Genomic DNA, 24,370 nt, shown 5'->3' with positions numbered 1-24,370 from the left:
TGGTTTGCGCCACCGTCATCGGTGGTTACCGCTCGTCATCGGCGCCGACCTGATCGGCTGCCAATAACGGAAAAAGGCCGGTGGCAAAAGCCACCAGCCATCAGCCTTTCGCTTGTCGCTCGGGCTGGAGACGCACAGTCGAAATTACTTCAGTTCGACGGTAGCGCCTGCTGCTTCCAGGTCAGCCTTGGCTTTGTCAGCGGCTTCTTTCGAAACGCCTTCAGCAACGACTTGAGGAGCGGTATCAACCTTTTCCTTGGCTTCTTTCAGGCCCAGGCCGGTCAGTTCACGAACAGCCTTGATCACGTTTACTTTCTTGTCGCCAGCGGCAACCAGAACAACGTTGAACTCGGTTTGTTCTTCAACAACGGCAGCGGCGGCAGCTGGGCCAGCAGCGGCAACAGCAGCGGTAACGCCGAAGGTTTCTTCCATTGCTTTGATCAGCTCAACAACTTCCAGAACGGTTTTCTGGCCGATTGCTTCGATGATTTGCTCGTTAGTCAGAGACATGACTTAAATCCTGTATTGGGGTGACAGCCTACGCAGCCATCAAATTAAACGTATGATTTCGAAAGGGCTTGCGGTGCCTTAGGCAGCAGCAGCTTCTTTCTGGTCGCGAACGGCTGCCAGAGTACGAGCCAGCTTGCTGGTCGCGCCTTGGATCACGCTCATCAGCTTCGCAATGGCCTCGTCGCGGGTCGGCAGGGAAGCCAACACGTCGATCTGGTTTGCGGCAAGGAACTTGCCGTCGAACGCAGCTGCCTTGATCTCGAACTTGCTCTGACCCTTGGCGAACTCAGCGAACAGACGAGCAGCAGCGCCCGGGTGTTCGTTGGAGAACGCGATCAGGGTAGGGCCGGTGAACACGTCGTTGAGGACACTGAATTCAGTGTCGGCAACAGCGCGCTTGAGCAGGGTGTTACGTACAACACGTACGTAAACGCCAGCTTCACGAGCCTCTTTACGGAGTCCGGTCATTGCGCCTACAGTCACACCACGGGCATCAGCCACGACAGCGGACAGAGCGACTTTGGCAGCCTCGTTGACTTCAGCGACGATGGCCTTCTTGTCTTCGAGTTTAATTGCCACGGGTAAAACTCCTGCTTGTTACCGTTTCATCCAGCCGAAGCCGAATGTCGTTTTGGTGTCTGACTCGGTAAGGAATCAGGGGCACCATCTGCGTAGGCTTGAGGTTTAAGGCTTGCGCCGCCTACGGTCTTGGATAGCCCCCGCCAGGCAGGGACCCCAATTTTTGCTGACGGGCGCAATTGCTCGCGCCCATCGCGGTCTTACGCGTTCAGGGAACCTTGATCGATTACCAGACCTGGGCCCATGGTGGTGCTCAGGGTAACGCGCTTGACGTAGATACCTTTCGAGGAAGCTGGCTTGATACGCTTCAGATCAGCGATCAGGGCTTCAACGTTTTCCTTCAGCTTGACGGCTTCAAAGCCGATCTTGCCAACGGAAGTGTGGATGATGCCGTTTTTGTCGGTACGGTAGCGAACCTGACCAGCCTTGGCGTTTTTGACCGCGGTGGCTACGTCTGGAGTTACGGTGCCAACTTTAGGGTTAGGCATCAGGCCGCGAGGACCCAGAACCTGACCCAGCTGACCTACAACACGCATTGCGTCCGGGGAGGCAATAACGACGTCATAGTTCAGGTCGCCGCCTTTCATTTCGGCAGCCAGATCGTCCATGCCTACACGGTCAGCGCCGGCAGCCAGAGCGGCCTCGGCAGCTGGACCCTGGGTGAACACGGCAACACGTACGGTCTTGCCAGTGCCGTGTGGCAGCACGGTAGCGCTACGAACGACCTGGTCGGATTTACGTGGGTCAACGCCCAGGTTAACGGCTACGTCGAAGGACTCGCTGAACTTCACGGTAGACAGTTCGGCCAGCAGCACTGCTGCTTCTTCGAAGTTGTAGACTTTGCCCGCTTCGATTTTCGAAGCGATAGCCTTTTGGCGCTTGGTCAGCTTAGCCATTACACACCCTCCACGTTGAGGCCCATGCTGCGAGCGGAACCGGCGATGGTACGCACGGCCGCTTCCATGTCAGCAGCGGTCAGATCAGCATTTTTGGTTTTTGCGATCTCTTCCAGCTGAGCACGGGTCACAGTACCGACTTTGACGGTGTTCGGACGCGCAGAACCGCTGGTCAGGCCAGCTGCTTTCTTCAGCAGAACCGAAGCAGGGGTGCTTTTGGTTTCGAAAGTGAAGCTACGGTCACTGTATACAGTGATGATCACAGGAGTCGGCAGGCCGGCTTCTTGACCCTGGGTACGGGCGTTGAAGGCCTTGCAGAATTCCATGATGTTCACACCGTGTTGACCCAGTGCTGGGCCGACGGGTGGACTTGGGTTGGCCTGGCCGGCCTTTACTTGCAGCTTGATGTAAGCCTGAATCTTCTTAGCCATGAGCTACTCCAATATCGGGTACAAGCGCCAGAAGGCTCCCCGGATTACTTGCGTTTTATCCCAGTGACGACAAAACCCCGCAGCACATAGGGCTGCGGGGTATGGGATGCGTCGTTCTGCTAGACCTTTTCGACCTGGCTGAACTCAAGCTCCACCGGAGTAGAGCGACCGAAGATGAGCACCGCTACCTGGAGCCGGCTCTTCTCGTAGTTAACCTCTTCGACCGTGCCGTTGAAATCAGCAAACGGACCGTCTACAACACGAACCACTTCACCTGGCTCGAACAGCGTTTTCGGCTTCGGCTTGTCGCTGCCATCGGCAACGCGACGCAGAATGGCCTCGGCTTCTTTATCGGTGATGGGTGCAGGCTTGTCTGCGGTACCACCAATGAAGCCCATGACACGAGGGGTGTCCTTGACCAAGTGCCAAGTCCCTTCGTTCATGTCCATCTGAACCAGCACGTAGCCCGGGAAGAACTTACGCTCGCTTTTGCGCTTCTGGCCATTGCGCATTTCAACCACTTCTTCAGTGGGGACCAGAATCTCGCCGAAGCCATCTTCCATGCCAGCCAGCTTTACGCGCTCGATGAGCGAGCGCATCACATGCTTCTCGTAACCCGAGTAAGCATGCACAACATACCAACGCTTAGCCACAGGACACCCTTAGCCAACAATCAAGGAAATCAACCAGCCGAGCAGGGAATCGAGCCCCCACAACAGCAGCGCCATGACCAGGACAACAGCCACCACAATAAGGGTGGTCTGCATGGTCTCTTGGCGGGTTGGCCATACGACTTTACGAATCTCGGTGCGAGCTTCCTTTGCCAGCGCAAAGAACGACCTGCCCTTTGCAGTCTGCAAGGCAACAAAGCCAGCAACAGCAGCAAGAACGAGGAGTGCAATAACGCGATACAGAATCGGCGAAGCGGAGTAATATTGATTTCCGACCACGCCTACCACCACCAAAGCGACAACAGCCAGCCACTTGAGCAGATCAAAACGAGAGTCTTGGGCTTCAGACTTGGGAGTCATCTAGGAGGATCCTGTGAAAAGAAAGCCAGACACACAAGGTGAATCTGGCAGGTCAGGAGGGAATCGAACCCCCAACCTACGGTTTTGGAGACCGTCGCTCTGCCAATTGAGCTACTGACCTAAAAGCTTATCAGGCCGACCATTATGCCGGCCTGATCGAGAGAAATCAACTACTTATTCAATAACCTTTGCCACTACACCCGCACCGACGGTACGACCGCCCTCACGGATAGCGAAGCGCAGACCGTCTTCCATCGCGATGGTCTTGATCAGAGTGACAGTCATCTGGATGTTGTCACCTGGCATTACCATTTCAACGCCTTCTGGCAGCTCGCAGTTACCAGTCACGTCAGTAGTACGGAAGTAGAACTGTGGACGGTAGCCTTTGAAGAACGGAGTGTGACGGCCGCCTTCTTCCTTGCTCAGAACATAGACTTCTGCGGTGAACTTGGTGTGCGGTTTGACCGAACCCGGCTTGACCAGAACCTGGCCACGCTCAACGTCGTCACGCTTGGTGCCGCGCAGCAGCACGCCGCAGTTCTCGCCAGCACGACCTTCGTCCAGCAGCTTGCGGAACATCTCAACACCGGTGCAGGTGGTGGTGGTGGTGTCACGCAGACCAACGATTTCCAGGGCGTCTTGAACGCGGACGATGCCACGCTCGATACGACCGGTAACAACGGTACCACGACCCGAGATCGAGAATACGTCTTCGATTGGCATCAGGAACGGCTTGTCGATAGCGCGCTCAGGCTCTGGAATGTAGCTATCCAGGGTTTCGACCAGACGCTTGACAGCGGTGGTGCCCATTTCGTTATCGTCTTTGCCTTCCAGCGCCATACGAGCCGAACCAATGATGATCGGGGTATCGTCGCCTGGGAAATCATAGGCGGACAGCAGGTCGCGAACTTCCATCTCGACCAGCTCCAGCAGCTCAGCGTCGTCTACCAGGTCAGCCTTGTTCAGGAAGACCACGATGTACGGAACGCCAACCTGACGGGACAGCAGGATGTGCTCACGGGTTTGCGGCATCGGACCATCCGCGGCCGAGCAAACCAGGATAGCGCCATCCATCTGAGCAGCACCGGTAATCATGTTTTTTACATAGTCGGCGTGACCCGGGCAGTCAACGTGCGCATAGTGACGAATGTTCGAGTCATATTCGACGTGCGCAGTATTGATGGTGATGCCACGTGCTTTTTCTTCCGGGGCGCTGTCGATCTTGTCGAAGTCAACCTTGGCAGAACCGAAAACCTCGGAGCAAACGCGAGTCAGCGCGGCGGTCAACGTCGTTTTACCATGGTCAACGTGACCAATGGTGCCTACGTTCACGTGCGGCTTGTTACGTTCGAACTTTTCCTTAGCCATCGAGACTGTCCCCCGGTAGAAGTAATAAGCAGATCAAACCGACCATTAAAACAAAGGCAGATATTTTCATATCTGCCTTGTCATATGGAGCTCTTGAGCGGATTTGAACCGCTGACCTCACCCTTACCAAGGGTGTGCTCTACCAACTGAGCTACAAGAGCGTAACACTGTGCAACAACAGCAAACCTGGAGCGGGTAGCGGGAATCGAACCCGCATCATCAGCTTGGAAGGCTGAGGTTCTACCACTAAACTATACCCGCGGAGCTTGCAGCTCTCGCTAAACTGGTGGAGGGAGAAGGATTCGAACCTTCGAAGTCGTAGACGTCAGATTTACAGTCTGATCCCTTTGGCCGCTCGGGAACCCCTCCAATGTGGCCGGCATTTTCTACTCCTGCCGCCCTGCTGTCAAGCTTTTTCTCATTAAAATCTTGAGGTTAGCTACTTTGACAACTGCTTCACTGCGTTACCACCTAGTGGTCATCGCTGTGGAGCGGGCGCCATTCTATGCAAACTATTCGATAGTTGCAACGCCTTCGCACAACATTATTTTATCTTTTAAGTCTTTGAAATCATGGGAAAGTCCGGCGAGCACCGTTGCGTCCAGCAAGCGACGGCTTTCAGGCGCTATCTGCAGCCACCACCCCTGACTGTCGGGCAGCCTGCCCACCACCTTGCGCGCCCGGATATCCAGGCTGATCAGACGCTGACGAAGGCTATCCAGTAGCTCGGGGCTAGCCAATGCCCCAAGGTAGAGACACTCATTGTCCTTCTGCGATGGCGCCTCGCGAGACTCGCTGAGTAGACGAATACCCTGCTGACTTCCCTTGTAGAGCGACAGCGATGTCACCTCTTTCGCCCTCAACGGTGCCTCCTGCTGGTGCCAGACGTAGTAGACGACATTGAGGACCAGCAATAACAGAAACAACCAGCGCATACACACCTCACTCCAGCGGACAGGCCATCGCCAGGCCTACGAACACCAGGTCGGGAACGATTCGGGCTTGCGGTACCACCTGGTGCAACAGTCCTGCGTCGCCACCGGTAATGAACAGGGTAAAATCCTCACCCCACAATGAGCGCGCCTGCTCGAGCTGAGTCAACACAAATCCATGCAGCATGAGCGTACAGCCACGCTCTACCGCCTCGACGGTAGAGCGCCCAGGCTGCAGACTCGACAATGCACGCTCGGCGGACTCGTCGTCATAGCGGATACGCCGGGTATGGGTACGCAATTGATTGCGCATCAATGGCATCCCAGGGCAGATGAAACCTCCCAGGTGTTCCCCCTGCGCCGATACGAAATCCGATGTGACAGCAGTCCCCAGATCGATGACCACGCATGCCCTTCTGGCCAGATGGTACCCGCCGAGCAAAGCCAGCCACCGATCGAGCCCAAGACGCTCGTAATCGTCATAGCCATTGGTAACCCCGGCCAATGCAGTTGCCGAGCGCGCGCGCACTATCGACAGCCCGAACGCCTTCACCAGGGCATCACCAAGATGATCGGTCTCTTCTTCTGTACGCACACTGACCAGGCGGCAACGGGCCGGGGTATCGCCCGCAAGCGCCTCAACAGCCTCGATCAGCGCCTGGTTGGTATCGACGATGCCGCCGCCAACAACCGATGCGTCGGTGCGGATAACCCGCCACTTGATAAAACTGTTACCGCAATCGAGCTCAAGAATCATCGCGCAACCTCAAACTGAGCTCACCACCACTAAAGCTCTTCTCAACACCTTCGACCTGAAGACGCAGCGCGCCCTGACGATCGATACCGAGCACAACGCCGTCGACCCTGGTGACGCCGGCTATCAACGATACTGCACACCCCTGCCACAGGTGCCCTTGCTCCCATTCCGCCTGCAAGTCGGTAAAACCCGACTGACGATGTCGCTCCAGGTAAACCTGCAGATTCTCATTGAGCAGCGCAACCAGCTGGTTGCGATCAACCTGCTGCCCTGTCTCGAGCCGGACGGATGTCCATGCCTGATCGACCTCGCTGTTGGTCTGCATATTCACGTTCACACCAATACCCAGCACCACATGACAGACATCAGCGGGATCCCCCACAAGCTCAAGAAGAATACCTGCGATCTTGCGACCGTTGGCCAGCACATCATTTGGCCACTTCAAGCCCGCAGCATTCACTCCGACGGACTGAAGGGTACGCATGACCGCCAAACCCACCACAAGGCTCAGGCCTTCCAGTTGCCGCATGCCACCGTCGATACGCAGCACCAGGCTGTAATAGAGATTCTGCGCAAAGGGGCTTGACCAGTTTCTGCCACGGCGACCGCGCCCTGCGCTCTGATGCTCAGCCAGAACCAGAAAGGGTGCCTGGCGACCGGCACTGATCGCGCGCAACGCTTCGGCATTTGTCGAGTCAATCTCTTCATGGATGTGCATTGGCCAGAGCCGGCCGGTGCCGGCACCCTCGATGGCGCTGACGTCCAACAGCGACAAGGGCGCAGCCAATCTGTAGCCCCGCCCTCGCACCTTGTACACCGGCAGACTCAATTCAGCCTCGAGATGCTGCAATTGCTTCCACACGGCGCTGCGGCTGATGCCCAGGGCAGCACCCAAGGCCTCGCCGGAATGGAATCGACCATCCTTGAGGAGTTTCAACAACTTCAGCATGCCAATCTCGACTCACAATGAGGCACGCATGATAGCTATGCGCTGAAGGATTGCATACCTGTTGTAGGACGCGTCCTTACGGAGAAATAGCTGCGTGATCGCAGCTTTTTTCGACCCACAAAGACAAAACCCCTACCTGCAGATGCAGATAGGGGTTTCGGAATTTAATCTTGACGATGACCTACTCTCACATGGGGAAACCCCACACTACCATCGGCGATGCATCGTTTCACTACTGAGTTCGGGATGGGATCAGGTGGTTCCAATGCTCTATGGTCGTCAAGAAATTCTGTTGCCAGAAGGTCTTGTTCAGACACTCCAGCGAATTGGGTATGTGATGTTCGTGAGCTACAAATCTTCGGCTTACTGTGTCTTCACAACACCGCAATCTGGTCGTTCGACGCAAATTGCTTGGGTGTTATATGGTCAAGCCTCACGGGCAATTAGTATTGGTTAGCTCAACGCCTCACAGCGCTTACACACCCAACCTATCAACGTCGTAGTCTTCGACGGCCCTTCAGGGAGCTCAAGGCTCCAGTGAGATCTCATCTTGAGGCAAGTTTCCCGCTTAGATGCTTTCAGCGGTTATCTCTTCCGAACATAGCTACCCGGCAATGCCACTGGCGTGACAACCGGAACACCAGAGGTTCGTCCACTCCGGTCCTCTCGTACTAGGAGCAGCCCCTCTCAAATCTCAAACGTCCACGGCAGATAGGGACCGAACTGTCTCACGACGTTCTAAACCCAGCTCGCGTACCACTTTAAATGGCGAACAGCCATACCCTTGGGACCGGCTTCAGCCCCAGGATGTGATGAGCCGACATCGAGGTGCCAAACACCGCCGTCGATATGAACTCTTGGGCGGTATCAGCCTGTTATCCCCGGAGTACCTTTTATCCGTTGAGCGATGGCCCTTCCATACAGAACCACCGGATCACTAAGACCTACTTTCGTACCTGCTCGACGTGTCTGTCTCGCAGTCAAGCGCGCTTTTGCCTTTATACTCTACGACCGATTTCCGACCGGTCTGAGCGCACCTTCGTACTCCTCCGTTACTCTTTAGGAGGAGACCGCCCCAGTCAAACTACCCACCATACACTGTCCTCGATCCGGATAACGGACCTGAGTTAGAACCTCAAAGTTGCCAGGGTGGTATTTCAAGGATGGCTCCACGCAGACTGGCGTCCACGCTTCAAAGCCTCCCACCTATCCTACACAAGCAAATTCAAAGTCCAGTGCAAAGCTATAGTAAAGGTTCACGGGGTCTTTCCGTCTAGCCGCGGATACACTGCATCTTCACAGCGATTTCAATTTCACTGAGTCTCGGGTGGAGACAGCGCCGCCATCGTTACGCCATTCGTGCAGGTCGGAACTTACCCGACAAGGAATTTCGCTACCTTAGGACCGTTATAGTTACGGCCGCCGTTTACCGGGGCTTCGATCAAGAGCTTCGCGTTAGCTAACCCCATCAATTAACCTTCCGGCACCGGGCAGGCGTCACACCCTATACGTCCACTTTCGTGTTTGCAGAGTGCTGTGTTTTTAATAAACAGTCGCAGCGGCCTGGTATCTTCGACCGGCATGAGCTTACGGAGCAAGTCCTTCACCCTCACCGGCGCACCTTCTCCCGAAGTTACGGTGCCATTTTGCCTAGTTCCTTCACCCGAGTTCTCTCAAGCGCCTTGGTATTCTCTACCCAACCACCTGTGTCGGTTTGGGGTACGGTTCCTGGTTACCTGAAGCTTAGAAGCTTTTCTTGGAAGCATGGCATCAACCACTTCGTCGCCTAATGGCAACTCGTCATCAGCTCTCGGCCTTAAGATCCCGGATTTACCTAAGATCTCAGCCTACCACCTTAAACTTGGACAACCAACGCCAAGCTGGCCTAGCCTTCTCCGTCCCTCCATCGCAATAACCAGAAGTACAGGAATATTAACCTGTTTTCCATCGACTACGCTTTTCAGCCTCGCCTTAGGGACCGACTAACCCTGCGTCGATTAACGTTGCGCAGGAAACCTTGGTCTTTCGGCGTGGGAGTTTTTCACTCCCATTGTCGTTACTCATGTCAGCATTCGCACTTCTGATACCTCCAGCAAGCTTCTCAACTCACCTTCACAGGCTTACAGAACGCTCCTCTACCGCATCACCTAAGTGATACCCGTAGCTTCGGTGTATGGTTTGAGCCCCGTTACATCTTCCGCGCAGGCCGACTCGACTAGTGAGCTATTACGCTTTCTTTAAAGGGTGGCTGCTTCTAAGCCAACCTCCTAGCTGTCTAAGCCTTCCCACATCGTTTCCCACTTAACCATAACTTTGGGACCTTAGCTGACGGTCTGGGTTGTTTCCCTTTTCACGACGGACGTTAGCACCCGCCGTGTGTCTCCCATGCTCGGCACTTGTAGGTATTCGGAGTTTGCATCGGTTTGGTAAGTCGGGATGACCCCCTAGCCGAAACAGTGCTCTACCCCCTACAGTGATACATGAGGCGCTACCTAAATAGCTTTCGAGGAGAACCAGCTATCTCCGAGCTTGATTAGCCTTTCACTCCGATCCACAGGTCATCCGCTAACTTTTCAACGGTAGTCGGTTCGGTCCTCCAGTCAGTGTTACCTAACCTTCAACCTGCCCATGGATAGATCGCCCGGTTTCGGGTCTATACCCAGCGACTAAACGCCCTATTAAGACTCGCTTTCGCTACGCCTCCCCTATTCGGTTAAGCTCGCCACTGAATATAAGTCGCTGACCCATTATACAAAAGGTACGCAGTCACCTAACAAGTAGGCTCCCACTGCTTGTACGCATACGGTTTCAGGATCTATTTCACTCCCCTCTCCGGGGTTCTTTTCGCCTTTCCCTCACGGTACTGGTTCACTATCGGTCAGTCAGTAGTATTTAGCCTTGGAGGATGGTCCCCCCATATTCAGACAAAGTTTCTCGTGCTCCGTCCTACTCGATTTCATGACTAAGAGATTTTCGCGTACAGGGCTATCACCCACTATGGCCGCACTTTCCAGAGCGTTCCGCTAATCTCAAAGCCACTTAAGGGCTAGTCCCCGTTCGCTCGCCACTACTAAGGGAATCTCGGTTGATTTCTTTTCCTCAGGGTACTTAGATGTTTCAGTTCCCCTGGTTCGCCTCTTGCACCTATGTATTCAGTACAAGATACCTGACTTATGCCAGGTGGGTTCCCCCATTCAGAGATCTCCGGATCAAAGTCTGTTTGCCGACTCCCCGAAGCTTATCGCAGGCTACCACGTCTTTCATCGCCTCTGACTGCCAAGGCATCCACCGTATGCGCTTCTTCACTTGACCATATAACCCCAAGCAATCTGGTTATACTGTGAAGACAACATTCGCCGAAAACTTGTAATTACTCACAAATTTTACCTTAGCCTGAACATACACCAGTGAAAGTGCTGTCCAGTCTATCTTTCTATCACATACCCAAATTTTTAAAGAACGATTCTGATAAAGTTCAGAAATCAATATTCGACGCGAATATTCATTTCTAAGCTTTGACAAACTGGCAAGCGGGGTGGTGGAGCCAAGCGGGATCGAACCGCTGACCTCCTGCGTGCAAGGCAGGCGCTCTCCCAGCTGAGCTATGGCCCCAGCAAATTGGTGGGTCTGGGCAGATTCGAACTGCCGACCTCACCCTTATCAGGGGTGCGCTCTAACCAACTGAGCTACAGACCCAATCGAAGGTTGCTAACCTAATCGTCTTCTTCAATGAATCAAGCAATTCGTGTGGGAGCTTATGAGACAGCTGATGTCGTCGATTAAGGAGGTGATCCAGCCGCAGGTTCCCCTACGGCTACCTTGTTACGACTTCACCCCAGTCATGAATCACACCGTGGTAACCGTCCTCCCGAAGGTTAGACTAGCTACTTCTGGTGCAACCCACTCCCATGGTGTGACGGGCGGTGTGTACAAGGCCCGGGAACGTATTCACCGCGACATTCTGATTCGCGATTACTAGCGATTCCGACTTCACGCAGTCGAGTTGCAGACTGCGATCCGGACTACGATCGGTTTTGTGAGATTAGCTCCACCTCGCGGCTTGGCGACCCTCTGTACCGACCATTGTAGCACGTGTGTAGCCCAGGCCGTAAGGGCCATGATGACTTGACGTCATCCCCACCTTCCTCCGGTTTGTCACCGGCAGTCTCCTTAGAGTGCCCACCATAACGTGCTGGTAACTAAGGACAAGGGTTGCGCTCGTTACGGGACTTAACCCAACATCTCACGACACGAGCTGACGACAGCCATGCAGCACCTGTCTCAATGTTCCCGAAGGCACCAATCCATCTCTGGAAAGTTCATTGGATGTCAAGGCCTGGTAAGGTTCTTCGCGTTGCTTCGAATTAAACCACATGCTCCACCGCTTGTGCGGGCCCCCGTCAATTCATTTGAGTTTTAACCTTGCGGCCGTACTCCCCAGGCGGTCAACTTAATGCGTTAGCTGCGCCACTAAAATCTCAAGGATTCCAACGGCTAGTTGACATCGTTTACGGCGTGGACTACCAGGGTATCTAATCCTGTTTGCTCCCCACGCTTTCGCACCTCAGTGTCAGTATGAGCCCAGGTGGTCGCCTTCGCCACTGGTGTTCCTTCCTATATCTACGCATTTCACCGCTACACAGGAAATTCCACCACCCTCTGCCCTACTCTAGCTCGCCAGTTTTGGATGCAGTTCCCAGGTTGAGCCCGGGGATTTCACATCCAACTTAACGAACCACCTACGCGCGCTTTACGCCCAGTAATTCCGATTAACGCTTGCACCCTCTGTATTACCGCGGCTGCTGGCACAGAGTTAGCCGGTGCTTATTCTGTCGGTAACGTCAAAACAGCAAGGTATTCGCTTACTGCCCTTCCTCCCAACTTAAAGTGCTTTACAATCCGAAGACCTTCTTCACACACGCGGCATGGCTGGATCAGGCTTTCGCCCATTGTCCAATATTCCCCACTGCTGCCTCCCGTAGGAGTCTGGACCGTGTCTCAGTTCCAGTGTGACTGATCATCCTCTCAGACCAGTTACGGATCGTAGCCTTGGTGAGCCATTACCTCACCAACTAGCTAATCCGACCTAGGCTCATCTGATAGCGCAAGGCCCGAAGGTCCCCTGCTTTCTCCCGTAGGACGTATGCGGTATTAGCGTTCCTTTCGAAACGTTGTCCCCCACTACCAGGCAGATTCCTAGGTATTACTCACCCGTCCGCCGCTGAATCGAAGAGCAAGCTCTTCTCATCCGCTCGACTTGCATGTGTTAGGCCTGCCGCCAGCGTTCAATCTGAGCCATGATCAAACTCTTCAGTTCAATACTGCTTGGGTTTTGAGAAAACCCTAAACTTGGCTCAGCATTCTCAAATGACTTACTTTCAAATCTTTCGATTTTCGTGCAGTCACTTGTGATGCTGATAATCTTTCTGACTATCAGTCTGAGCTCACAAGCACCCACACGAATTGCTTGATTCAATTGTTAAAGAGCGGTTGGTCAAGAACTTTTCGTCTCAACCGAGGCGCGCATTCTACGCTTTCCTCAGAGTCTGTCAAGCGTTTATTTTGAAGTTTTTCGTTTCACTTCAAACACTTGACTCGCTTCGATCTCTCGTAGCGGGAGGCGAATTCTACAGCGTTACAACCTGCTGTCAACCACCTTTTTCACCGCTGCCGATCTTTCGATCGAAGCACCTCCAGCCTGACCTGAAACGTCCAACTCATTGATATTCAAGGAGTTTTTCGTTCCGACTGCGCCGGAAGTGGGGCGAATTATAGAGAGATTAAATCGTGCGTCAAGGGTTAATTTGAAACTTTCGCAAAACAAAGCAAACCAGCTCTTCTCTATATAGGAAGGGCGGCTTACGCCGCCCTCTCTTTATTCAGCCTTCAGACTGATACGTGCAAACGCCTTCTTGCCCGCCTGACACACATGGGTGGAGCCCAGCTCGAAGACGAAGCCACGATCAACGACCTCACCATCGACCTTCACGCTTCCTGCCGCCAGCAGATCACGGGCTGCCGCCGAGTTCTTGACCAGGCCCGCCTTGTTCAGCACAGCAGAAATCGGCATGGCCTCGGCAGCCAGCACGTCGATCTGCGGCAGGTCCTCCGGCAGCTCGCCATCCTTCATGCGATTACCCGCTGCGCGGTGGGCATTGGCCGCAGCCTCCTCACCATGGAAGCGTGCCACGATCTCTTCAGCCAGCTTGATCTTGATATCCCGCGGGTTGGCACCAGCAGCCACTTCAGCACGGAACCCATCGATCTCTTCCATGGAGCGAAAGCTCAGCAGCTCGAAGTAACGCCACATCAACGTATCAGGGATCGACACCAGCTTGCTGTACATCACCCCTGGTGCTTCCTGGATACCTACATAGTTACCCAGCGACTTGGACATCTTCTTCACGCCATCCAGCCCTTCGAGCAATGGCATGGTGACGATGTTCTGTGCCTCCTGGCCGTAGCCACGCTGCAGCTCGCGCCCCATCAGGAGGTTGAACTTCTGGTCGGTACCGCCCAGCTCGACATCGGCCTTCAGCGCCACCGAGTCATAGCCCTGCACAAGCGGATAGAGGAACTCGTGAATCGCGATCGGCTGGTTGCTGGTATAGCGCTTGTCGAAGTCGTCGCGCTCGAGCATGCGCGCCACGGTGTACTGTGAAGCCAGGCGAATGAAGTCGGCCGGGGTCAGCGCGTCCATCCAGGTAGAGTTGAACGCAACCTCGGTCTTGGCCGGATCAAGAATCTTGAACACCTGCTGCTTGTAGGTCTCGGCGTTCTCCAACACCTGCTCGCGGGTCAGCGGCGGGCGTGTGGCGCTCTTGCCGCTCGGGTCACCGATCATGCCGGTGAAGTCGCCGATCAGGAAGATCACCTGATGCCCCAGTTCCTGGAACTGGCGCAGCTTGTTAATAAGGACGGTGTGCCCCAGGTGCAGATCCGGCGCAGTCGGGTCGAAACCCGCCTTGATCCGCAGCGGTTGCCCGCGCTTGAGCTTCTCGACCAGTTCGGCCTCGACCAGTACCTCTTCCGCACCACGCTTGATCAGCGCTAGCTGCTCTTCAACCGACTTCATAACAGACCCGCAAGGCTCAGATTCAAAGGGCCCCAACCATACAAGATCAGCCATCAAATACAAGTTTTTGCCCCGGATGTGACCGCACACCCGACTGATGACGTCTGCGCGCTTGCGCTGAAGGGGATTTGGTTATATTTTATACAGTTATTTCATCTTCATCATGTCATTCATCTTTTCCAATCCATCTTTTTCAAAGTCAATCTACCTATGACCAACGAACCGACTAAAGCGCCTCCGCTTTATCCGAAGAGCCACCTGTTGGCCGCCAGCGGTATCGCCGCCCTGCTCAGCCTGGCCTTGCTGGTGTTCCCCTCCAGCGAGGTCGAAGCCAAGAAAACCACCCTTAACCTCGAGCTGGAATCCCCTGCCGAGCAGCTGAAGCAACAGGAAACCACCCAGGCCGACGTCCGCGAAGAAACCACCGCCTCGCCGTTCGCCCAGATTGACACTGCCCCCGCGCCCACCGAAGAAACCGCCAAGACCGAACCCACCCCAACTGCCGAACCCGCCAAGGATCCAAGCCACCGCGAAGTCACCGTGGCCCGTGGCGACACCCTGTCGACACTGTTCGCCAAGGTCGGCCTGCCGGCCAATGTGGTGCACGAGGTGCTTGCCAGCAACAAGCAGGCCAAGCAATTCAGCCAGCTCAAGCATGGCCAGGTACTGGAAATCGAACTGGACAAGGACGGCCAACTGGCCAGCCTGCACAGCAAGGTCAGCGATCTCGAGACCATCCGCCTGACCAAGGGCGACAAGGGCTATGCCTTCAACCGTGAAATCACCAAGCCTGTGGTTCGCTCGGCCTACGTGCACGGCGTCATCAAGAGTTCGCTGTCGGCTTCCGCGCAGCGTGCCGGCCTGAACCATTCGCTGACCATGGACATGGCCCGCATCTTCGGCTACGACATCGACTTCGCCCAGGACATCCGCCAGGGTGACGAATTCGACGTGATCTACGAACAGAAAGTGGTCAATGGCAAGGTGGTCGGCAACGGCAACATCCTGTCGGCACGCTTCACCAACCGCGGCAAGAGCTTCACTGCGGTGCGCTATACCAACAAGCAGGGCAACACCAGTTACTACACCGCCGACGGCAATAGCATGCGCAAGGCGTTCATTCGTACCCCGGTGGACTTCGCCCGCATCAGCTCGCGCTTCTCGGCAGGTCGCAAGCACCCTATCCTGAACAAGATCCGCGCCCACAAGGGCGTCGACTATGCAGCGCCGCGCGGCACGCCGATCAAGGCCGCCGGTGACGGCAAGGTACTGCTGGCCGGTCGTCGTGGAGGCTACGGCAACACCGTGATCATCAAGCACGGCAATACCTACCAGACCCTGTACGGGCACATGCAGGGCTTCGCCAAGGGCATCAAGACCGGCGGCACGGTCAAGCAGGGCCAGGTGATCGGCTACATCGGCACCACGGGGCTGTCCACCGGGCCGCACCTGCACTACGAGTTCCAGGTCAATGGCGTGCACGTCGACCCGCTCGGACAGAAGCTGCCAATGGCCGATCCGATCGCCAAGGCTGAACGCCAGCGCTTCCTGCAGCAAAGCCAGCCGCTGATGGCGCGCATGGAACAAGAGAAGGCCACCATGCTGGCCTCGGCCAAGCGCTAAGCCATGGCCCTGTATCTGGGAGTGATGTCCGGCACCAGCCTCGATGGCCTGGACATCGCCTTGATCAGACAGGAGCAGCGTCTCACGCTGCTCGCTACCCATTACATTCCGATGCCCCAGGCGCTGCGCGACGACTTGCTCGCGCTGTGCGCCAGCGGCCCCGACGAAATTGCCCGCGCCGCCCTGGCCGAGGCTGCCTGGGTGAGACTGGCCGCCGAGGGCATTCAGCAATTGCTGGCCGAACAGCACCTGCAGCCTGCAGATATCCGCGCTATTGGCAGCCACGGACAGACCATTCGCCACGAGCCTGCCCAGGGCTTCACCGTGCAGATCGGCAACCCGGCGCTGCTGGCAGAGCTGACCGGGATTACAGTGGTCAGCGATTTTCGCCGCCGCGACGTGGCTGCCGGCGGCCAGGGGGCCCCCTTGGTGCCGGCCTTTCACGAAGCGCTGTTCGACAATCAGGGCGAGCGCCTGGCAGTACTCAACGTCGGCGGCTTCAGCAACCTGAGCCTGATCGAGACCGGCAAGCCGGTCAGCGGCTTCGACTGTGGCCCGGGCAACGTACTGCTGGATGCCTGGATCAACGAGAAACAAGGTCACGGCTATGATGCCGACGGCGCCTGGGCGGCCACAGGCCACGTCATCCCCGGGCTGCTCGCCAGCCTGCTCAGCGATCCGTTCTTTGCCGGCACCGGTCCCAAGAGTACCGGCCGCGAGGTGTTCAACCTGACATGGCTGCGCAAGCACCTGGCCGGCCAGCCCCCCGGCAGCGATGCCGACGTGCAGGCCACCCTGCTCGAACTTACCGCCCACAGCATCGTCAGCTCGCTGCAGGCGGCGCAGACAGCCACCCAGGCGCTGCTGGTCTGTGGCGGCGGCGCCCACAACGGCACACTGATGAAGCGTCTGGCCTGCCTGCTGCCCAACGCCCGGGTCAGCAGCACTGCCATCAACGGCGTCGATCCAGACTGGGTGGAAGCCATGGCGTTCGCCTGGCTGGCACACTGCTGCCTGGAGGGCATCGCCGCCAACCGCCCCAGTGTCACTGGCGCCAAGGGCCTGCGCGTTCTGGGCGCGATCTACCCCGCCTGAACGCACACAGCAAAACGCCGCGCAGAGGCGCGGCGTCAGCAGTACTGCCTGTAACTCAGATCGAGAACGAAGAGCCGCAACCGCAGGTGGTGGTGGCGTTCGGGTTCTTGATGACGAAACGCGAACCTTCCAGACCTTCCTGGTAGTCCACTTCCGCGCCCGCCAGGTACTGGAAGCTCATCGGGTCGACCACCAGGGCAACACCCTCGCGCTCGACGATGGTGTCGTCTTCAGCCACATCTTCGTCGAAGGTGAAGCCGTACTGGAAGCCCGAGCAACCGCCACCGGTCACGAACACGCGCAATTTGAGGCGATCATTGCCCTCTTCATCGACGAGGGTCTTCACCTTGTGCGCGGCACCCTGCGTGAATTGCAAAATCGTGGGGGTGAAGGATTCGACGCTCATGCTGACTTTCTCCCGGCGCTGTTGCCGCCTTAATGCGTGATGACGCGCATTATCCGCTTCTCCGAGAAAATCGGTCAACAATAGAAGCAGCGGCAGGCCGCAAGCGACAAGCGGCAAATGCCGCCCTATGCCCGCTTGCAGCCTGCCAGTTGCGCCTTAAGGCAGCAGCCCGGCGTGGGACAGGCCCATACGCTCGTCCAGACCGAACAGAATGTTCAGGTTCTGTACCGCCTGGCCCGAGGCCCCCTTCACGAGGTTGTCGATTACCGACAACACCACCACCAGATCACCTCCTTGCGGGCGATGCACGGCAATGCGGCATACGTTGGCCCCGCGCACGCTGCGGGTTTCCGGGTGGCTGCCGGCTGGCATCACGTCGACGAACGGCTCATTGGCGTAGCGTTTTTCGAACAGCGCCTGAAGGTCGACCGAGGTGTCGGCGACGGTGGCATACAAGGTCGAATGAATACCGCGGATCATCGGCGTCAGGTGAGGCACGAACGTCAGGCCGACATCACCACCGGCTGCCCGGCGCAGGCCCTGGCGGATCTCGGGCAGATGGCGGTGGCCTTTCACCGCGTAGGCCTTCATGCTTTCACCGGCTTCACAGAACAGCGAGCCAACGCTGGCACCGCGGCCTGCACCACTGACCCCAGACTTGCAGTCGGCAATCAGGCGCGAGGCATCAGCAATGCCCGCTTCCAGCAACGGCAGGAACCCCAGCTGGGTCGCGGTGGGGTAGCAACCCGGCACGGCGATCAGGCGGGCGCTGCGGATCTGCTCGCGGTTCACTTCCGGCAGGCCATACACCGCATCCTTGAGCAGCTCTGGCGCGCCGTGGGGCTGGCCGTACCACTGCGCCCACTCATCGGCGTCCTTCAGTCGGAAGTCGGCCGACAGGTCGATGACCTTGGTGCCGGCTGCCAGCAACTCGCCGGCCAGTGCATGGGCCACGCCGTGCGGGGTGGCGAAGAACACCACGTCACAGGCCGCCAGGGTCTTGGTGTCCGGCACGCTGAAAGCCAGGTTGTCGTAGTGGCCACGCAGGTTCGGGTACATCTCGGCCACCGGCAGGCCCGCTTCGGAACGCGAGGTGATGACTGCCACTTCAGCCTGTGGATGCTGTGCCAACAGACGCAGCAGCTCGACACCGGTGTAACCCGTGCCGCCGACGATACCGACCTTGACCATATACCTGCCCCTTTCAACGAACCGACTGGAAAACCACGGATAATATGGGCCCACAGCCTTGGTAACAACCGTTCGGGTGACGCCTGCACACACAAGCCACTACTATCTGACGACCGTGAACCTGAAGGACTACCTAAAAATGCTGTTTCTCTGGATCAAAGCCCTGCACATCGTCAGTGTCGTCTGCTGGTTTGCCGGCCTGTTCTACCTCCCTCGCCTGTTCGTCTATCACGCCCAGAGCCAGGACACCATCAGCCAGGAACGCTTCGTCACCATGGAGCGCAAGCTGTACCGCGGCATCATGGGCCCGGCAATGATCGCGACCTTCGTGTTCGGCATCTGGCTGCTCAGCCTCAACCCCGACTTCCTCAAGCAGGGCTGGATGCACGCCAAGCTGACCCTGATCATTCTGCTGACCGGCTACCATCACATGTGCGGCGCCAACGTGAAGCGCTTCGCGCGCGGCGAAAACACCCGCAGCCATGTGTACTTCCGCTGGTTCAATGAAGTGCCTGTGGTCATCCTGTTGCTCATCGTCATCCTGGTCGTGGTCAAACCGTTCTGATCCTCCACTCCGAGAGCCCGCCATGTCATTGCCCGCCCTGCTTGAACAACGCCTGCGCCTGCCCGTGGTGGTAGCGCCGATGTTCCTGATTTCCAATCCACAGCTGGTCCTGGCCTGCTGCAGCAATGGCGTGGTGGGCAGCTTCCCGGCGCTCAACCAGCGTGACAGTGCCGGCTTCAGGGCCTGGCTGGAGCAGATAGAGGCGGGCCTGGCCGGGCTCGACAACCCCGCGCCCTATGCGGTGAACCTCATCGTGCACCCCAGCAACCCGCGCCTGCAGGCCGATCTTGCGATCTGCATCGAGCACCGCGTGCCCATCGTCATCACCAGCCTGGGTGCGGCAAAGGAAGTGGTCGATGCCGTCCACGACTATGGCGGCCTGGTGTTCCATGACGTCACCACCCGGCGCCATGCCGAGAAAGCCGCCGAGGCCGGCGTGGACGGCCTGATCGCCGTGGCGGCGGGAGCCGGTGGTCACGCCGGTACGTGGAGCCCTTTTGCCCTGATTGCCGAAATTCGCCAGTTCTTCGACAAGACGCTGCTGCTGGCAGGCTGCCTGAACCGCGGCCACGAAGTTCTGGCCGCGCAACTGCTGGGCGCAGATCTCGCGTACATGGGCACCCACTTCATTGGCAGTACCGAAAGCCAGGCGCCTGACGCCTACAAACAAATGCTGCTGGATGCCAAGGCAGCCGATATCATCCACACCGCCGCAGTGTCCGGGGTGCCGGCCAGCTTCATGCGTCAGAGCCTGGAAAATGCCGGGTTCGACCTCAACGCTCTGGGCAAGTCGGGCGAAAGCCGGCTCAAGCCACTGGATGACGAGGCCAAGGCCTGGAAGACCGTATGGTCCGCCGGCCAGGGCGTCGGCGCCATCGACAGCCTGGGCACGGTTGATCAACTGATCGCTCGACTCGACCACGAATACCGCCAGGCCCAGGCCGCGGCGATCCAGCTGGGCCAGCACCGGCCTGGCTGAACCACTCTCAACGGCAAAGGAAGCCCGATGCGCGACACCTACATCAACCCCCTTCAACTGAACAACGAAAAGCTCAGGGTCATGAGCGTGCGCGGCCGCATTGGGAGGGTGCGGCTACTGGCCTGGAGCCTGGTGCTGATTGGCGCAGTGTTCGGGACGGTGCTACTGGTCGCACTGATGTCCTCGCTCTCCAAAGACCTGGCCGCCGCCATCGTGCCGATGTTGCTGGCCGCCAAGATCTTCAGCCTGGTGTTCATCGCCCGGCGCCTGAACGACCTGGGCTTCAATGGCTGGTACAGCCTGTTGACCCTGATCCCCTACTACATCGGCAACCTGGTTTTCCTGGCCCTGCTGTTGATTCCCGGCAACCCCGCCAGCAATCGTTACGGGCCGCCACCGCCCCCCAACACCAAGGCGGTTATCGTGGTGGCCTCGCTGTGGATACCGTTCATGGCGTGGGGTATCTACATGACTGCCCTCAACGGCTGACCGCAGCCTTTACCCGCTCCAGTCTGTAAACTAGGCGCCAGCCGCACCGCCCCCTGCCGATTGGAGAACTGCATGACCCGTTACGCCATGATCACCGGCGCCTCCAGTGGCCTGGGCCTGGCATTGGCCGAGGCCCTCGCGCGCCGGGGGCGCAACCTGATACTGGTGGCCCGGCAGCGCGATCTGCTGGAAAGCATCGCCCTGGAACTGACCCAGCGCTTCGGCGTGGAAGTGCTGCTGCGCGCCTGCGACCTGGGCGAGCCATTGCGCCTGTCCGGCTTTCTGCTGGAGCTCGAGGAAGGCGACAGACAGATCGACCTGCTGGTCAACTGCGCCGGCATCCGCACCTACGGGCACTTCCTGGCCCAGGAATGGGGCGACGAGCAGGACATCATCGAGGTCAACATCCTCGCCCTCACCCGCCTGTGCCATGCGCTGGGCAACGCGATGGCGGTGCAGGGTGGCGGGCAGATCCTCAATGTCGCGTCGCTGGCCGCCTTCGCCCCCGGCCCCTGGATGACCACCTATGCGGCGAGCAAGGCTTATGTGCTGCATTTTTCCGAAGGCCTGCGCGAGGAACTCAAGCAGACCGGTATCAAGGTTTCGGTGTTATGCCCCGGCCCGGTTCGATCGCCGCTGCGGCGCATCCCCCGGCTGGACAACGGCAACCGCTGCATGAGCCCCGAGGAAGTGGCCCTGTACACGGTGCGCGCACTGGAAAAGAACCGCGCACTGATCATCCCCGGTCGGCGCAACCGCTGGCTGGCCGCCAGCCCGCGTTGGCTGTCGCGCTGGCTTGCGCGCAAGCTGGCCGGCGCAATCAACCGGGCCTACTGCCCACGCTGAAGCGAATCGGCACTGGGCGAGCAAGCGGCGCCTGAGTACACTCAAGCCCGAACCCCACCATGGAGCAAGCGTTGTGGAAACTCTGTTCACCAAGATCATCAACCGGGAGATTCCGGCCAGGATCATCTACGAGGACGACCAGGTTCTGGCCTTCCACGATATCGCCCCCCAGGCGCCGGTGCACTTTCTGGTCATCCCGAAAAAGCCGATCCGCACCCTCAACGACCTCACCGAAGAAGACAAGGGTCTGGCCGGTCATATCCTGTTCACCGCCCAGCGACTGGCCAAGGAACTGGGTTGCGAGGACGGTTTCCGCGTGGTGATGAACTGCAACGAGCAGGGTGGACAGACCGTCTACCACATCCACATGCACGTGCTCGGCCAGCGCCAGATGACCTGGCCGCCGGGCTGATCCAACGCAAGCCCTGTCATCTGGATTGGGTTAAACTGTCGGGCACATTCTTGCGGAGGTGCCCGATGGCTACCGAACGTCACTATTCGCCGCTCGACCGCTTGTTGCTGCAGGCCGATACCGCCATGCGCACCTTGCTCCCCTTCAGCGGCCAACCGTCCCGCCCGTCGCCTGCGATCATCCAGCCAGACGCCGACCTGAGCGACGACCAGACCCGCCACGTCGCCGGCCTGATGCGCATCAACCACACCGGTGAAGTCTGTGCCCAGGCGCTGTACCAGGGCCAGGCCCTGACTGCCAAGCTGCCGCAGGTACGCAAGGCGATGGAACATGCCGCCGAGGAAGAAATCGACCACCTGGCCTGGTGCGAGCAACGCATCCGCCAACTGGGCAGCCACCCGAGCGTTCTCAACCCGCTGTTCTATGGCATGTCGTTCGGCATCGGCGCTGTCGCCGGCCTGATCAGCGACAAGGTCAGCCTCGGTTTCGTCGCGGCCACCGAGCACCAGGTGTGCAAGCACCTGGACGAGCACCTGGAACAGATCCCGGCCGAGGACGAAAAGTCCCGCGCAATCCTCGAACAGATGCGCGTCGATGAAGAGCAGCACGCCGAGTCGGCACTGGATGCCGGCGGCTTTCGCTTCCCCGCACCGGTCAAGTTCGGCATGAGCCTGATGGCCAAGGTCATGACCAAGAGCACCTATCGAATCTGATGGAACACTTCGATGCCAGGGACCTGGCCCGCGCCGTCGATGCCGGCGTACTGAACCCGGGCCAGGACAAGGCCCTGCTTGAATTCCTCAAGCGCCAGCCCGCACAACGGCCCAGTTTCCAGCTGGCCCATGTCGCGTTCTACTTCGGCGCCCTGCTGATCATGGGGGCCATGGGCTGGCTGCTGAGCGAGGCCTGGATGCGCATCGGCGACAGCGCACTGCTGCTGATCGCGCTGGCCTACATGGCCGTGTTGACCGGCGGTGGCCTGGCACTTCAGCGACGCGGCCAGCGTATTCCTGCCGGTCTGCTGGCAGCGGTGGCGGTCAGCATCGTACCGCTGGCGGTGTTCGCCCTCGAGCGCCTTACCGGCTTCTGGCCCCTGGACGATACCCAGACTCACTACCACAGCTACTACACCTACGTGCAGGGCGGCTGGCTGCTGATGGAAGCGGCCACCGTGATCGCCGGCCTGCTGATGCTGCGCCTGATCCCCTTCCCGTTCATCGTGATGCCCATCGCCGTGGCGCTGTGGTTCATGTCGATGGACCTGACCGAGTGGATCTACGGCGAGCCGTTCAACTGGGCGCAACGCCAGAAGGTTTCGCTTTGGTTCGGCCTCGGCCTGTTGCTGGTGTTCCTCGGCATCGATGGCCGAACCCGCGAGGACTATGCGTTCTGGGGTTATCTGGCCGGGCTGCTGGCCTTCTGGGGCGGGCTGACCTCGATGGACAGTGACAGCGAGTTCGGCAAGGCGCTGTACTGCCTGATCAACCTGGGGCTGATGGCGGTCGCCGTGCTGCTGCGCCGGCCATTGTTCATGGTGTTCGGGGCCATGGGCGTTTCGGCCTACCTTGGCTACCTGTCGTATGACGTATTCGCCGACTCGCTGCTGTTCCCGGTAGTGCTGAGCATGATCGGCCTGGGGGTCATCAGCCTTGGCCTGCTCTACCAGAAGCATCGCGAACGTCTGAGTACAAACCTTCGCGCACTGCTGCCGAACGGCCTGCTCGACCTGTTGCCGGGGCTTCGTCGATGAGGGTGCGCCTGCTGCTGATTCGAGCGCTGCAAAGCATGGGGTTGGTGCTGGTGGGCTACCTGTTCATCTTGGCGATGACCGCAAGCCTGCGCGAAACGCCCTTCAGCATGTCGCTGCCCTATCTGGGCGATTCCGACAACAGCGCGCTGGATCTGGCGCTGTTCTGTGTACCCGGAATGCTGCTGTTCGTGTTGCTGGGCAGTATCATCCGCCGGCGCCGCGTATTGGGCGGCGTGTTTGCTGGCATTGCGGCCGTCAGTGCCTGGCTGCTGTGCGAGTTGTTCTCCACCGCGTTCGGCAATACCTGGAGCACAAGCGAAGTACTCGGGCTGCTGGTGCTGAACCTGCACTGGTGGTTGCTGGCGCTGGTACCGGGGCTGATGCTGCTGTTTGCGCTGGAGCGCTTCGCCAGCAAGGCTGGCTCCTACAAGGGAAGCGGCATCCGCCTGTAGCAGCCCGCGTTACCGGCGAATGGCCACGCGACGA

The 24,370-nt window shown here is 58.1% G+C and carries 23 protein-coding genes, 6 tRNA genes and 3 rRNA genes; 10 read left to right on the top strand and 22 right to left on the bottom strand.

Annotated elements, in window-relative coordinates; translation table 11 throughout:
- Positions 1 to 144: 144 nt before the first annotated feature.
- The 20 genes from rplL to tyrS all read right to left on the bottom strand — a co-directional run bounded on the left by rplL (position 145) and on the right by tyrS (position 14,528).
- Complete coding sequence (rplL, locus tag ACPRTJ_RS12875) at positions 145 to 510, bottom strand: 50S ribosomal protein L7/L12 (RefSeq protein WP_043861936.1); 366 nt, start codon at positions 508 to 510, stop codon at positions 145 to 147.
- Positions 511 to 588: 78 nt separating this feature from the next.
- Positions 589 to 1,089, bottom strand: a complete 501-nt coding sequence (rplJ, locus tag ACPRTJ_RS12870) for a 50S ribosomal protein L10 (protein WP_043861937.1) — start codon at positions 1,087 to 1,089, stop codon at positions 589 to 591.
- Between the two features lie 200 nt (positions 1,090 to 1,289).
- Complete coding sequence (gene rplA, locus ACPRTJ_RS12865) at positions 1,290 to 1,985, bottom strand: 50S ribosomal protein L1 (RefSeq protein ID WP_043861938.1); 696 nt, start codon at positions 1,983 to 1,985, stop codon at positions 1,290 to 1,292.
- Positions 1,985 to 2,416 (bottom strand): 50S ribosomal protein L11, encoded by a 432-nt coding sequence (gene rplK, locus ACPRTJ_RS12860; protein WP_028944937.1) that lies wholly within the window; start codon positions 2,414 to 2,416, stop codon positions 1,985 to 1,987. The genes rplA and rplK overlap by 1 nt, the downstream gene beginning before the upstream one ends.
- 119 nt (positions 2,417 to 2,535) lie before the next feature.
- Positions 2,536 to 3,069, bottom strand: coding sequence for a transcription termination/antitermination protein NusG (nusG, locus tag ACPRTJ_RS12855; protein ID WP_043861939.1), 534 nt, complete (start codon positions 3,067 to 3,069; stop codon positions 2,536 to 2,538).
- 9 nt (positions 3,070 to 3,078) lie between these two features.
- A complete protein-coding gene (secE, locus tag ACPRTJ_RS12850) occupies positions 3,079 to 3,447 on the bottom strand; it encodes a preprotein translocase subunit SecE (RefSeq protein WP_426428990.1) in 369 nt (122 codons plus the stop codon).
- A gap of 45 nt (positions 3,448 to 3,492) precedes the next feature.
- Positions 3,493 to 3,568: transfer RNA gene (locus ACPRTJ_RS12845), tRNA-Trp, on the bottom strand.
- 53 nt (positions 3,569 to 3,621) lie between these two features.
- Positions 3,622 to 4,815: an elongation factor Tu gene (gene tuf / locus ACPRTJ_RS12840; protein ID WP_426428988.1), complete on the bottom strand. Its 1,194-nt coding sequence runs from the start codon at positions 4,813 to 4,815 to the stop codon at positions 3,622 to 3,624.
- Between the two features lie 85 nt (positions 4,816 to 4,900).
- Positions 4,901 to 4,976: transfer RNA gene (locus ACPRTJ_RS12835), tRNA-Thr, on the bottom strand.
- Between the two features lie 26 nt (positions 4,977 to 5,002).
- A tRNA-Gly gene (locus ACPRTJ_RS12830) sits at positions 5,003 to 5,076 on the bottom strand.
- Positions 5,077 to 5,099: 23 nt separating this feature from the next.
- Positions 5,100 to 5,184, bottom strand: a tRNA-Tyr gene (locus ACPRTJ_RS12825).
- Between the two features lie 143 nt (positions 5,185 to 5,327).
- A complete protein-coding gene (locus tag ACPRTJ_RS12820; protein WP_054916720.1) occupies positions 5,328 to 5,750 on the bottom strand; it encodes a hypothetical protein in 423 nt (140 codons plus the stop codon).
- Positions 5,751 to 5,757: 7 nt separating this feature from the next.
- Positions 5,758 to 6,504, bottom strand: a complete 747-nt coding sequence (locus ACPRTJ_RS12815) for a pantothenate kinase (protein WP_043861943.1) — start codon at positions 6,502 to 6,504, stop codon at positions 5,758 to 5,760.
- A complete protein-coding gene (gene birA / locus ACPRTJ_RS12810; protein ID WP_229589809.1) occupies positions 6,494 to 7,453 on the bottom strand; it encodes a bifunctional biotin--[acetyl-CoA-carboxylase] ligase/biotin operon repressor BirA in 960 nt (319 codons plus the stop codon). Before birA ends, ACPRTJ_RS12815 begins: the two co-directional genes overlap by 11 nt.
- Positions 7,454 to 7,621: 168 nt before the next feature.
- Positions 7,622 to 7,737, bottom strand: a 5S ribosomal RNA gene (gene rrf / locus ACPRTJ_RS12805).
- A gap of 138 nt (positions 7,738 to 7,875) precedes the next feature.
- Positions 7,876 to 10,765, bottom strand: a 23S ribosomal RNA gene (locus ACPRTJ_RS12800).
- A 224-nt stretch (positions 10,766 to 10,989) separates the two neighbouring features.
- A tRNA-Ala gene (locus ACPRTJ_RS12795) sits at positions 10,990 to 11,065 on the bottom strand.
- A gap of 7 nt (positions 11,066 to 11,072) precedes the next feature.
- Positions 11,073 to 11,149: transfer RNA gene (locus ACPRTJ_RS12790), tRNA-Ile, on the bottom strand.
- Between the two features lie 84 nt (positions 11,150 to 11,233).
- Positions 11,234 to 12,770 (bottom strand): 16S ribosomal RNA (locus tag ACPRTJ_RS12785).
- Together the 16S, 23S and 5S rRNA genes with 2 tRNA genes alongside form the textbook arrangement of a ribosomal RNA operon.
- A gap of 558 nt (positions 12,771 to 13,328) precedes the next feature.
- On the bottom strand, positions 13,329 to 14,528 hold the full coding sequence (tyrS, locus tag ACPRTJ_RS12780) for a tyrosine--tRNA ligase (RefSeq protein ID WP_054915947.1): 1,200 nt from the start codon (positions 14,526 to 14,528) through the stop codon (positions 13,329 to 13,331).
- A 210-nt stretch (positions 14,529 to 14,738) separates the two neighbouring features.
- Between tyrS and ACPRTJ_RS12775 the strand changes: the two genes are divergently transcribed.
- Positions 14,739 to 16,151 (top strand): peptidoglycan DD-metalloendopeptidase family protein, encoded by a 1,413-nt coding sequence (locus ACPRTJ_RS12775; protein ID WP_043859836.1) that lies wholly within the window; start codon positions 14,739 to 14,741, stop codon positions 16,149 to 16,151.
- A 3-nt stretch (positions 16,152 to 16,154) separates the two neighbouring features.
- Complete coding sequence (locus ACPRTJ_RS12770) at positions 16,155 to 17,246, top strand: anhydro-N-acetylmuramic acid kinase (RefSeq protein ID WP_043859835.1); 1,092 nt, start codon at positions 16,155 to 16,157, stop codon at positions 17,244 to 17,246.
- Between the two features lie 55 nt (positions 17,247 to 17,301).
- Here the strand turns inward: ACPRTJ_RS12770 and erpA are convergent, their stop codons facing one another.
- Both erpA and argC read right to left on the bottom strand, forming a co-directional pair.
- The gene (gene erpA, locus ACPRTJ_RS12765; RefSeq protein ID WP_043859834.1) at positions 17,302 to 17,652 is read right to left on the bottom strand and encodes an iron-sulfur cluster insertion protein ErpA; all 351 of its coding nucleotides are present in this window, start codon (positions 17,650 to 17,652) and stop codon (positions 17,302 to 17,304) included.
- A 156-nt stretch (positions 17,653 to 17,808) separates the two neighbouring features.
- Entirely contained in the window at positions 17,809 to 18,843 is a 1,035-nt protein-coding gene (argC, locus tag ACPRTJ_RS12760) for an N-acetyl-gamma-glutamyl-phosphate reductase (protein WP_426428986.1), read from the bottom strand.
- A 139-nt stretch (positions 18,844 to 18,982) separates the two neighbouring features.
- On the opposite strand from argC, the gene hemJ reads away from it, so the two are divergent.
- The 8 genes from hemJ to ACPRTJ_RS12720 all read left to right on the top strand — a co-directional run bounded on the left by hemJ (position 18,983) and on the right by ACPRTJ_RS12720 (position 24,336).
- On the top strand, positions 18,983 to 19,408 hold the full coding sequence (gene hemJ, locus ACPRTJ_RS12755; RefSeq protein ID WP_043859832.1) for a protoporphyrinogen oxidase HemJ: 426 nt from the start codon (positions 18,983 to 18,985) through the stop codon (positions 19,406 to 19,408).
- A 22-nt stretch (positions 19,409 to 19,430) separates the two neighbouring features.
- Positions 19,431 to 20,387, top strand: a complete 957-nt coding sequence (locus ACPRTJ_RS12750) for an NAD(P)H-dependent flavin oxidoreductase (RefSeq protein WP_426428985.1) — start codon at positions 19,431 to 19,433, stop codon at positions 20,385 to 20,387.
- A 27-nt stretch (positions 20,388 to 20,414) separates the two neighbouring features.
- The gene (locus tag ACPRTJ_RS12745) at positions 20,415 to 20,876 is read left to right on the top strand and encodes a DUF805 domain-containing protein (protein ID WP_058541845.1); all 462 of its coding nucleotides are present in this window, start codon (positions 20,415 to 20,417) and stop codon (positions 20,874 to 20,876) included.
- 72 nt (positions 20,877 to 20,948) lie between these two features.
- Positions 20,949 to 21,722 carry an SDR family NAD(P)-dependent oxidoreductase gene (locus tag ACPRTJ_RS12740; RefSeq protein ID WP_043859830.1) on the top strand — a complete coding sequence of 258 codons (774 nt, stop codon included), beginning with the start codon at positions 20,949 to 20,951 and terminating at the stop codon, positions 21,720 to 21,722.
- Between the two features lie 73 nt (positions 21,723 to 21,795).
- On the top strand, positions 21,796 to 22,134 hold the full coding sequence (locus tag ACPRTJ_RS12735) for a histidine triad nucleotide-binding protein (RefSeq protein ID WP_043859829.1): 339 nt from the start codon (positions 21,796 to 21,798) through the stop codon (positions 22,132 to 22,134).
- A gap of 65 nt (positions 22,135 to 22,199) precedes the next feature.
- Positions 22,200 to 22,847 (top strand): 2-polyprenyl-3-methyl-6-methoxy-1,4-benzoquinone monooxygenase, encoded by a 648-nt coding sequence (gene coq7, locus ACPRTJ_RS12730; RefSeq protein ID WP_054915949.1) that lies wholly within the window; start codon positions 22,200 to 22,202, stop codon positions 22,845 to 22,847.
- Positions 22,844 to 23,884 carry a DUF2157 domain-containing protein gene (locus ACPRTJ_RS12725; RefSeq protein ID WP_426429117.1) on the top strand — a complete coding sequence of 347 codons (1,041 nt, stop codon included), beginning with the start codon at positions 22,844 to 22,846 and terminating at the stop codon, positions 23,882 to 23,884. Before coq7 ends, ACPRTJ_RS12725 begins: the two co-directional genes overlap by 4 nt.
- Positions 23,881 to 24,336 carry a hypothetical protein gene (locus tag ACPRTJ_RS12720; RefSeq protein ID WP_426428983.1) on the top strand — a complete coding sequence of 152 codons (456 nt, stop codon included), beginning with the start codon at positions 23,881 to 23,883 and terminating at the stop codon, positions 24,334 to 24,336. Before ACPRTJ_RS12725 ends, ACPRTJ_RS12720 begins: the two co-directional genes overlap by 4 nt.
- Positions 24,337 to 24,370: the final 34 nt, after the last annotated feature.

This window comes from Pseudomonas palmensis (assembly GCF_049942755.1).
Classification (GTDB): Bacteria; Pseudomonadota; Gammaproteobacteria; order Pseudomonadales; family Pseudomonadaceae; genus Aquipseudomonas; species Aquipseudomonas palmensis.
The sequence above is the reverse complement of the archived record's forward strand: the minus strand, read 5'-3'. Positions and strand labels throughout refer to the sequence as shown.

Bases quoted from the DNA above. Each gene is read 5' to 3' on its own strand.
- rplL (WP_043861936.1), bottom strand. From the start codon at position 510: ATGTCTCTGACTAACGAGCAAATCATCGAAGCAATCGGCCAGAAAACC.
- rplA (WP_043861938.1), bottom strand. From the start codon at position 1,985: ATGGCTAAGCTGACCAAGCGCCAAAAGGCTATCGCTTCGAAAATCGAA.
- rplK (WP_028944937.1), bottom strand. From the start codon at position 2,416: ATGGCTAAGAAGATTCAGGCTTACATCAAGCTGCAAGTAAAGGCCGGC.
- secE (WP_426428990.1), bottom strand. From the start codon at position 3,447: ATGACTCCCAAGTCTGAAGCCCAAGACTCTCGTTTTGATCTGCTCAAG.
- tuf (WP_426428988.1), bottom strand. From the start codon at position 4,815: ATGGCTAAGGAAAAGTTCGAACGTAACAAGCCGCACGTGAACGTAGGC.
- ACPRTJ_RS12820 (WP_054916720.1), bottom strand. From the start codon at position 5,750: ATGCGCTGGTTGTTTCTGTTATTGCTGGTCCTCAATGTCGTCTACTAC.
- ACPRTJ_RS12815 (WP_043861943.1), bottom strand. From the start codon at position 6,504: ATGATTCTTGAGCTCGATTGCGGTAACAGTTTTATCAAGTGGCGGGTT.
- birA (WP_229589809.1), bottom strand. From the start codon at position 7,453: ATGCTGAAGTTGTTGAAACTCCTCAAGGATGGTCGATTCCATTCCGGC.
- tyrS (WP_054915947.1), bottom strand. From the start codon at position 14,528: ATGAAGTCGGTTGAAGAGCAGCTAGCGCTGATCAAGCGTGGTGCGGAA.
- ACPRTJ_RS12775 (WP_043859836.1), top strand. From the start codon at position 14,739: ATGACCAACGAACCGACTAAAGCGCCTCCGCTTTATCCGAAGAGCCAC.
- ACPRTJ_RS12770 (WP_043859835.1), top strand. From the start codon at position 16,155: ATGGCCCTGTATCTGGGAGTGATGTCCGGCACCAGCCTCGATGGCCTG.
- erpA (WP_043859834.1), bottom strand. From the start codon at position 17,652: ATGAGCGTCGAATCCTTCACCCCCACGATTTTGCAATTCACGCAGGGT.
- argC (WP_426428986.1), bottom strand. From the start codon at position 18,843: ATGGTCAAGGTCGGTATCGTCGGCGGCACGGGTTACACCGGTGTCGAG.
- hemJ (WP_043859832.1), top strand. From the start codon at position 18,983: ATGCTGTTTCTCTGGATCAAAGCCCTGCACATCGTCAGTGTCGTCTGC.
- ACPRTJ_RS12750 (WP_426428985.1), top strand. From the start codon at position 19,431: ATGTCATTGCCCGCCCTGCTTGAACAACGCCTGCGCCTGCCCGTGGTG.
- ACPRTJ_RS12745 (WP_058541845.1), top strand. From the start codon at position 20,415: ATGCGCGACACCTACATCAACCCCCTTCAACTGAACAACGAAAAGCTC.
- ACPRTJ_RS12740 (WP_043859830.1), top strand. From the start codon at position 20,949: ATGACCCGTTACGCCATGATCACCGGCGCCTCCAGTGGCCTGGGCCTG.
- coq7 (WP_054915949.1), top strand. From the start codon at position 22,200: ATGGCTACCGAACGTCACTATTCGCCGCTCGACCGCTTGTTGCTGCAG.
- ACPRTJ_RS12720 (WP_426428983.1), top strand. From the start codon at position 23,881: ATGAGGGTGCGCCTGCTGCTGATTCGAGCGCTGCAAAGCATGGGGTTG.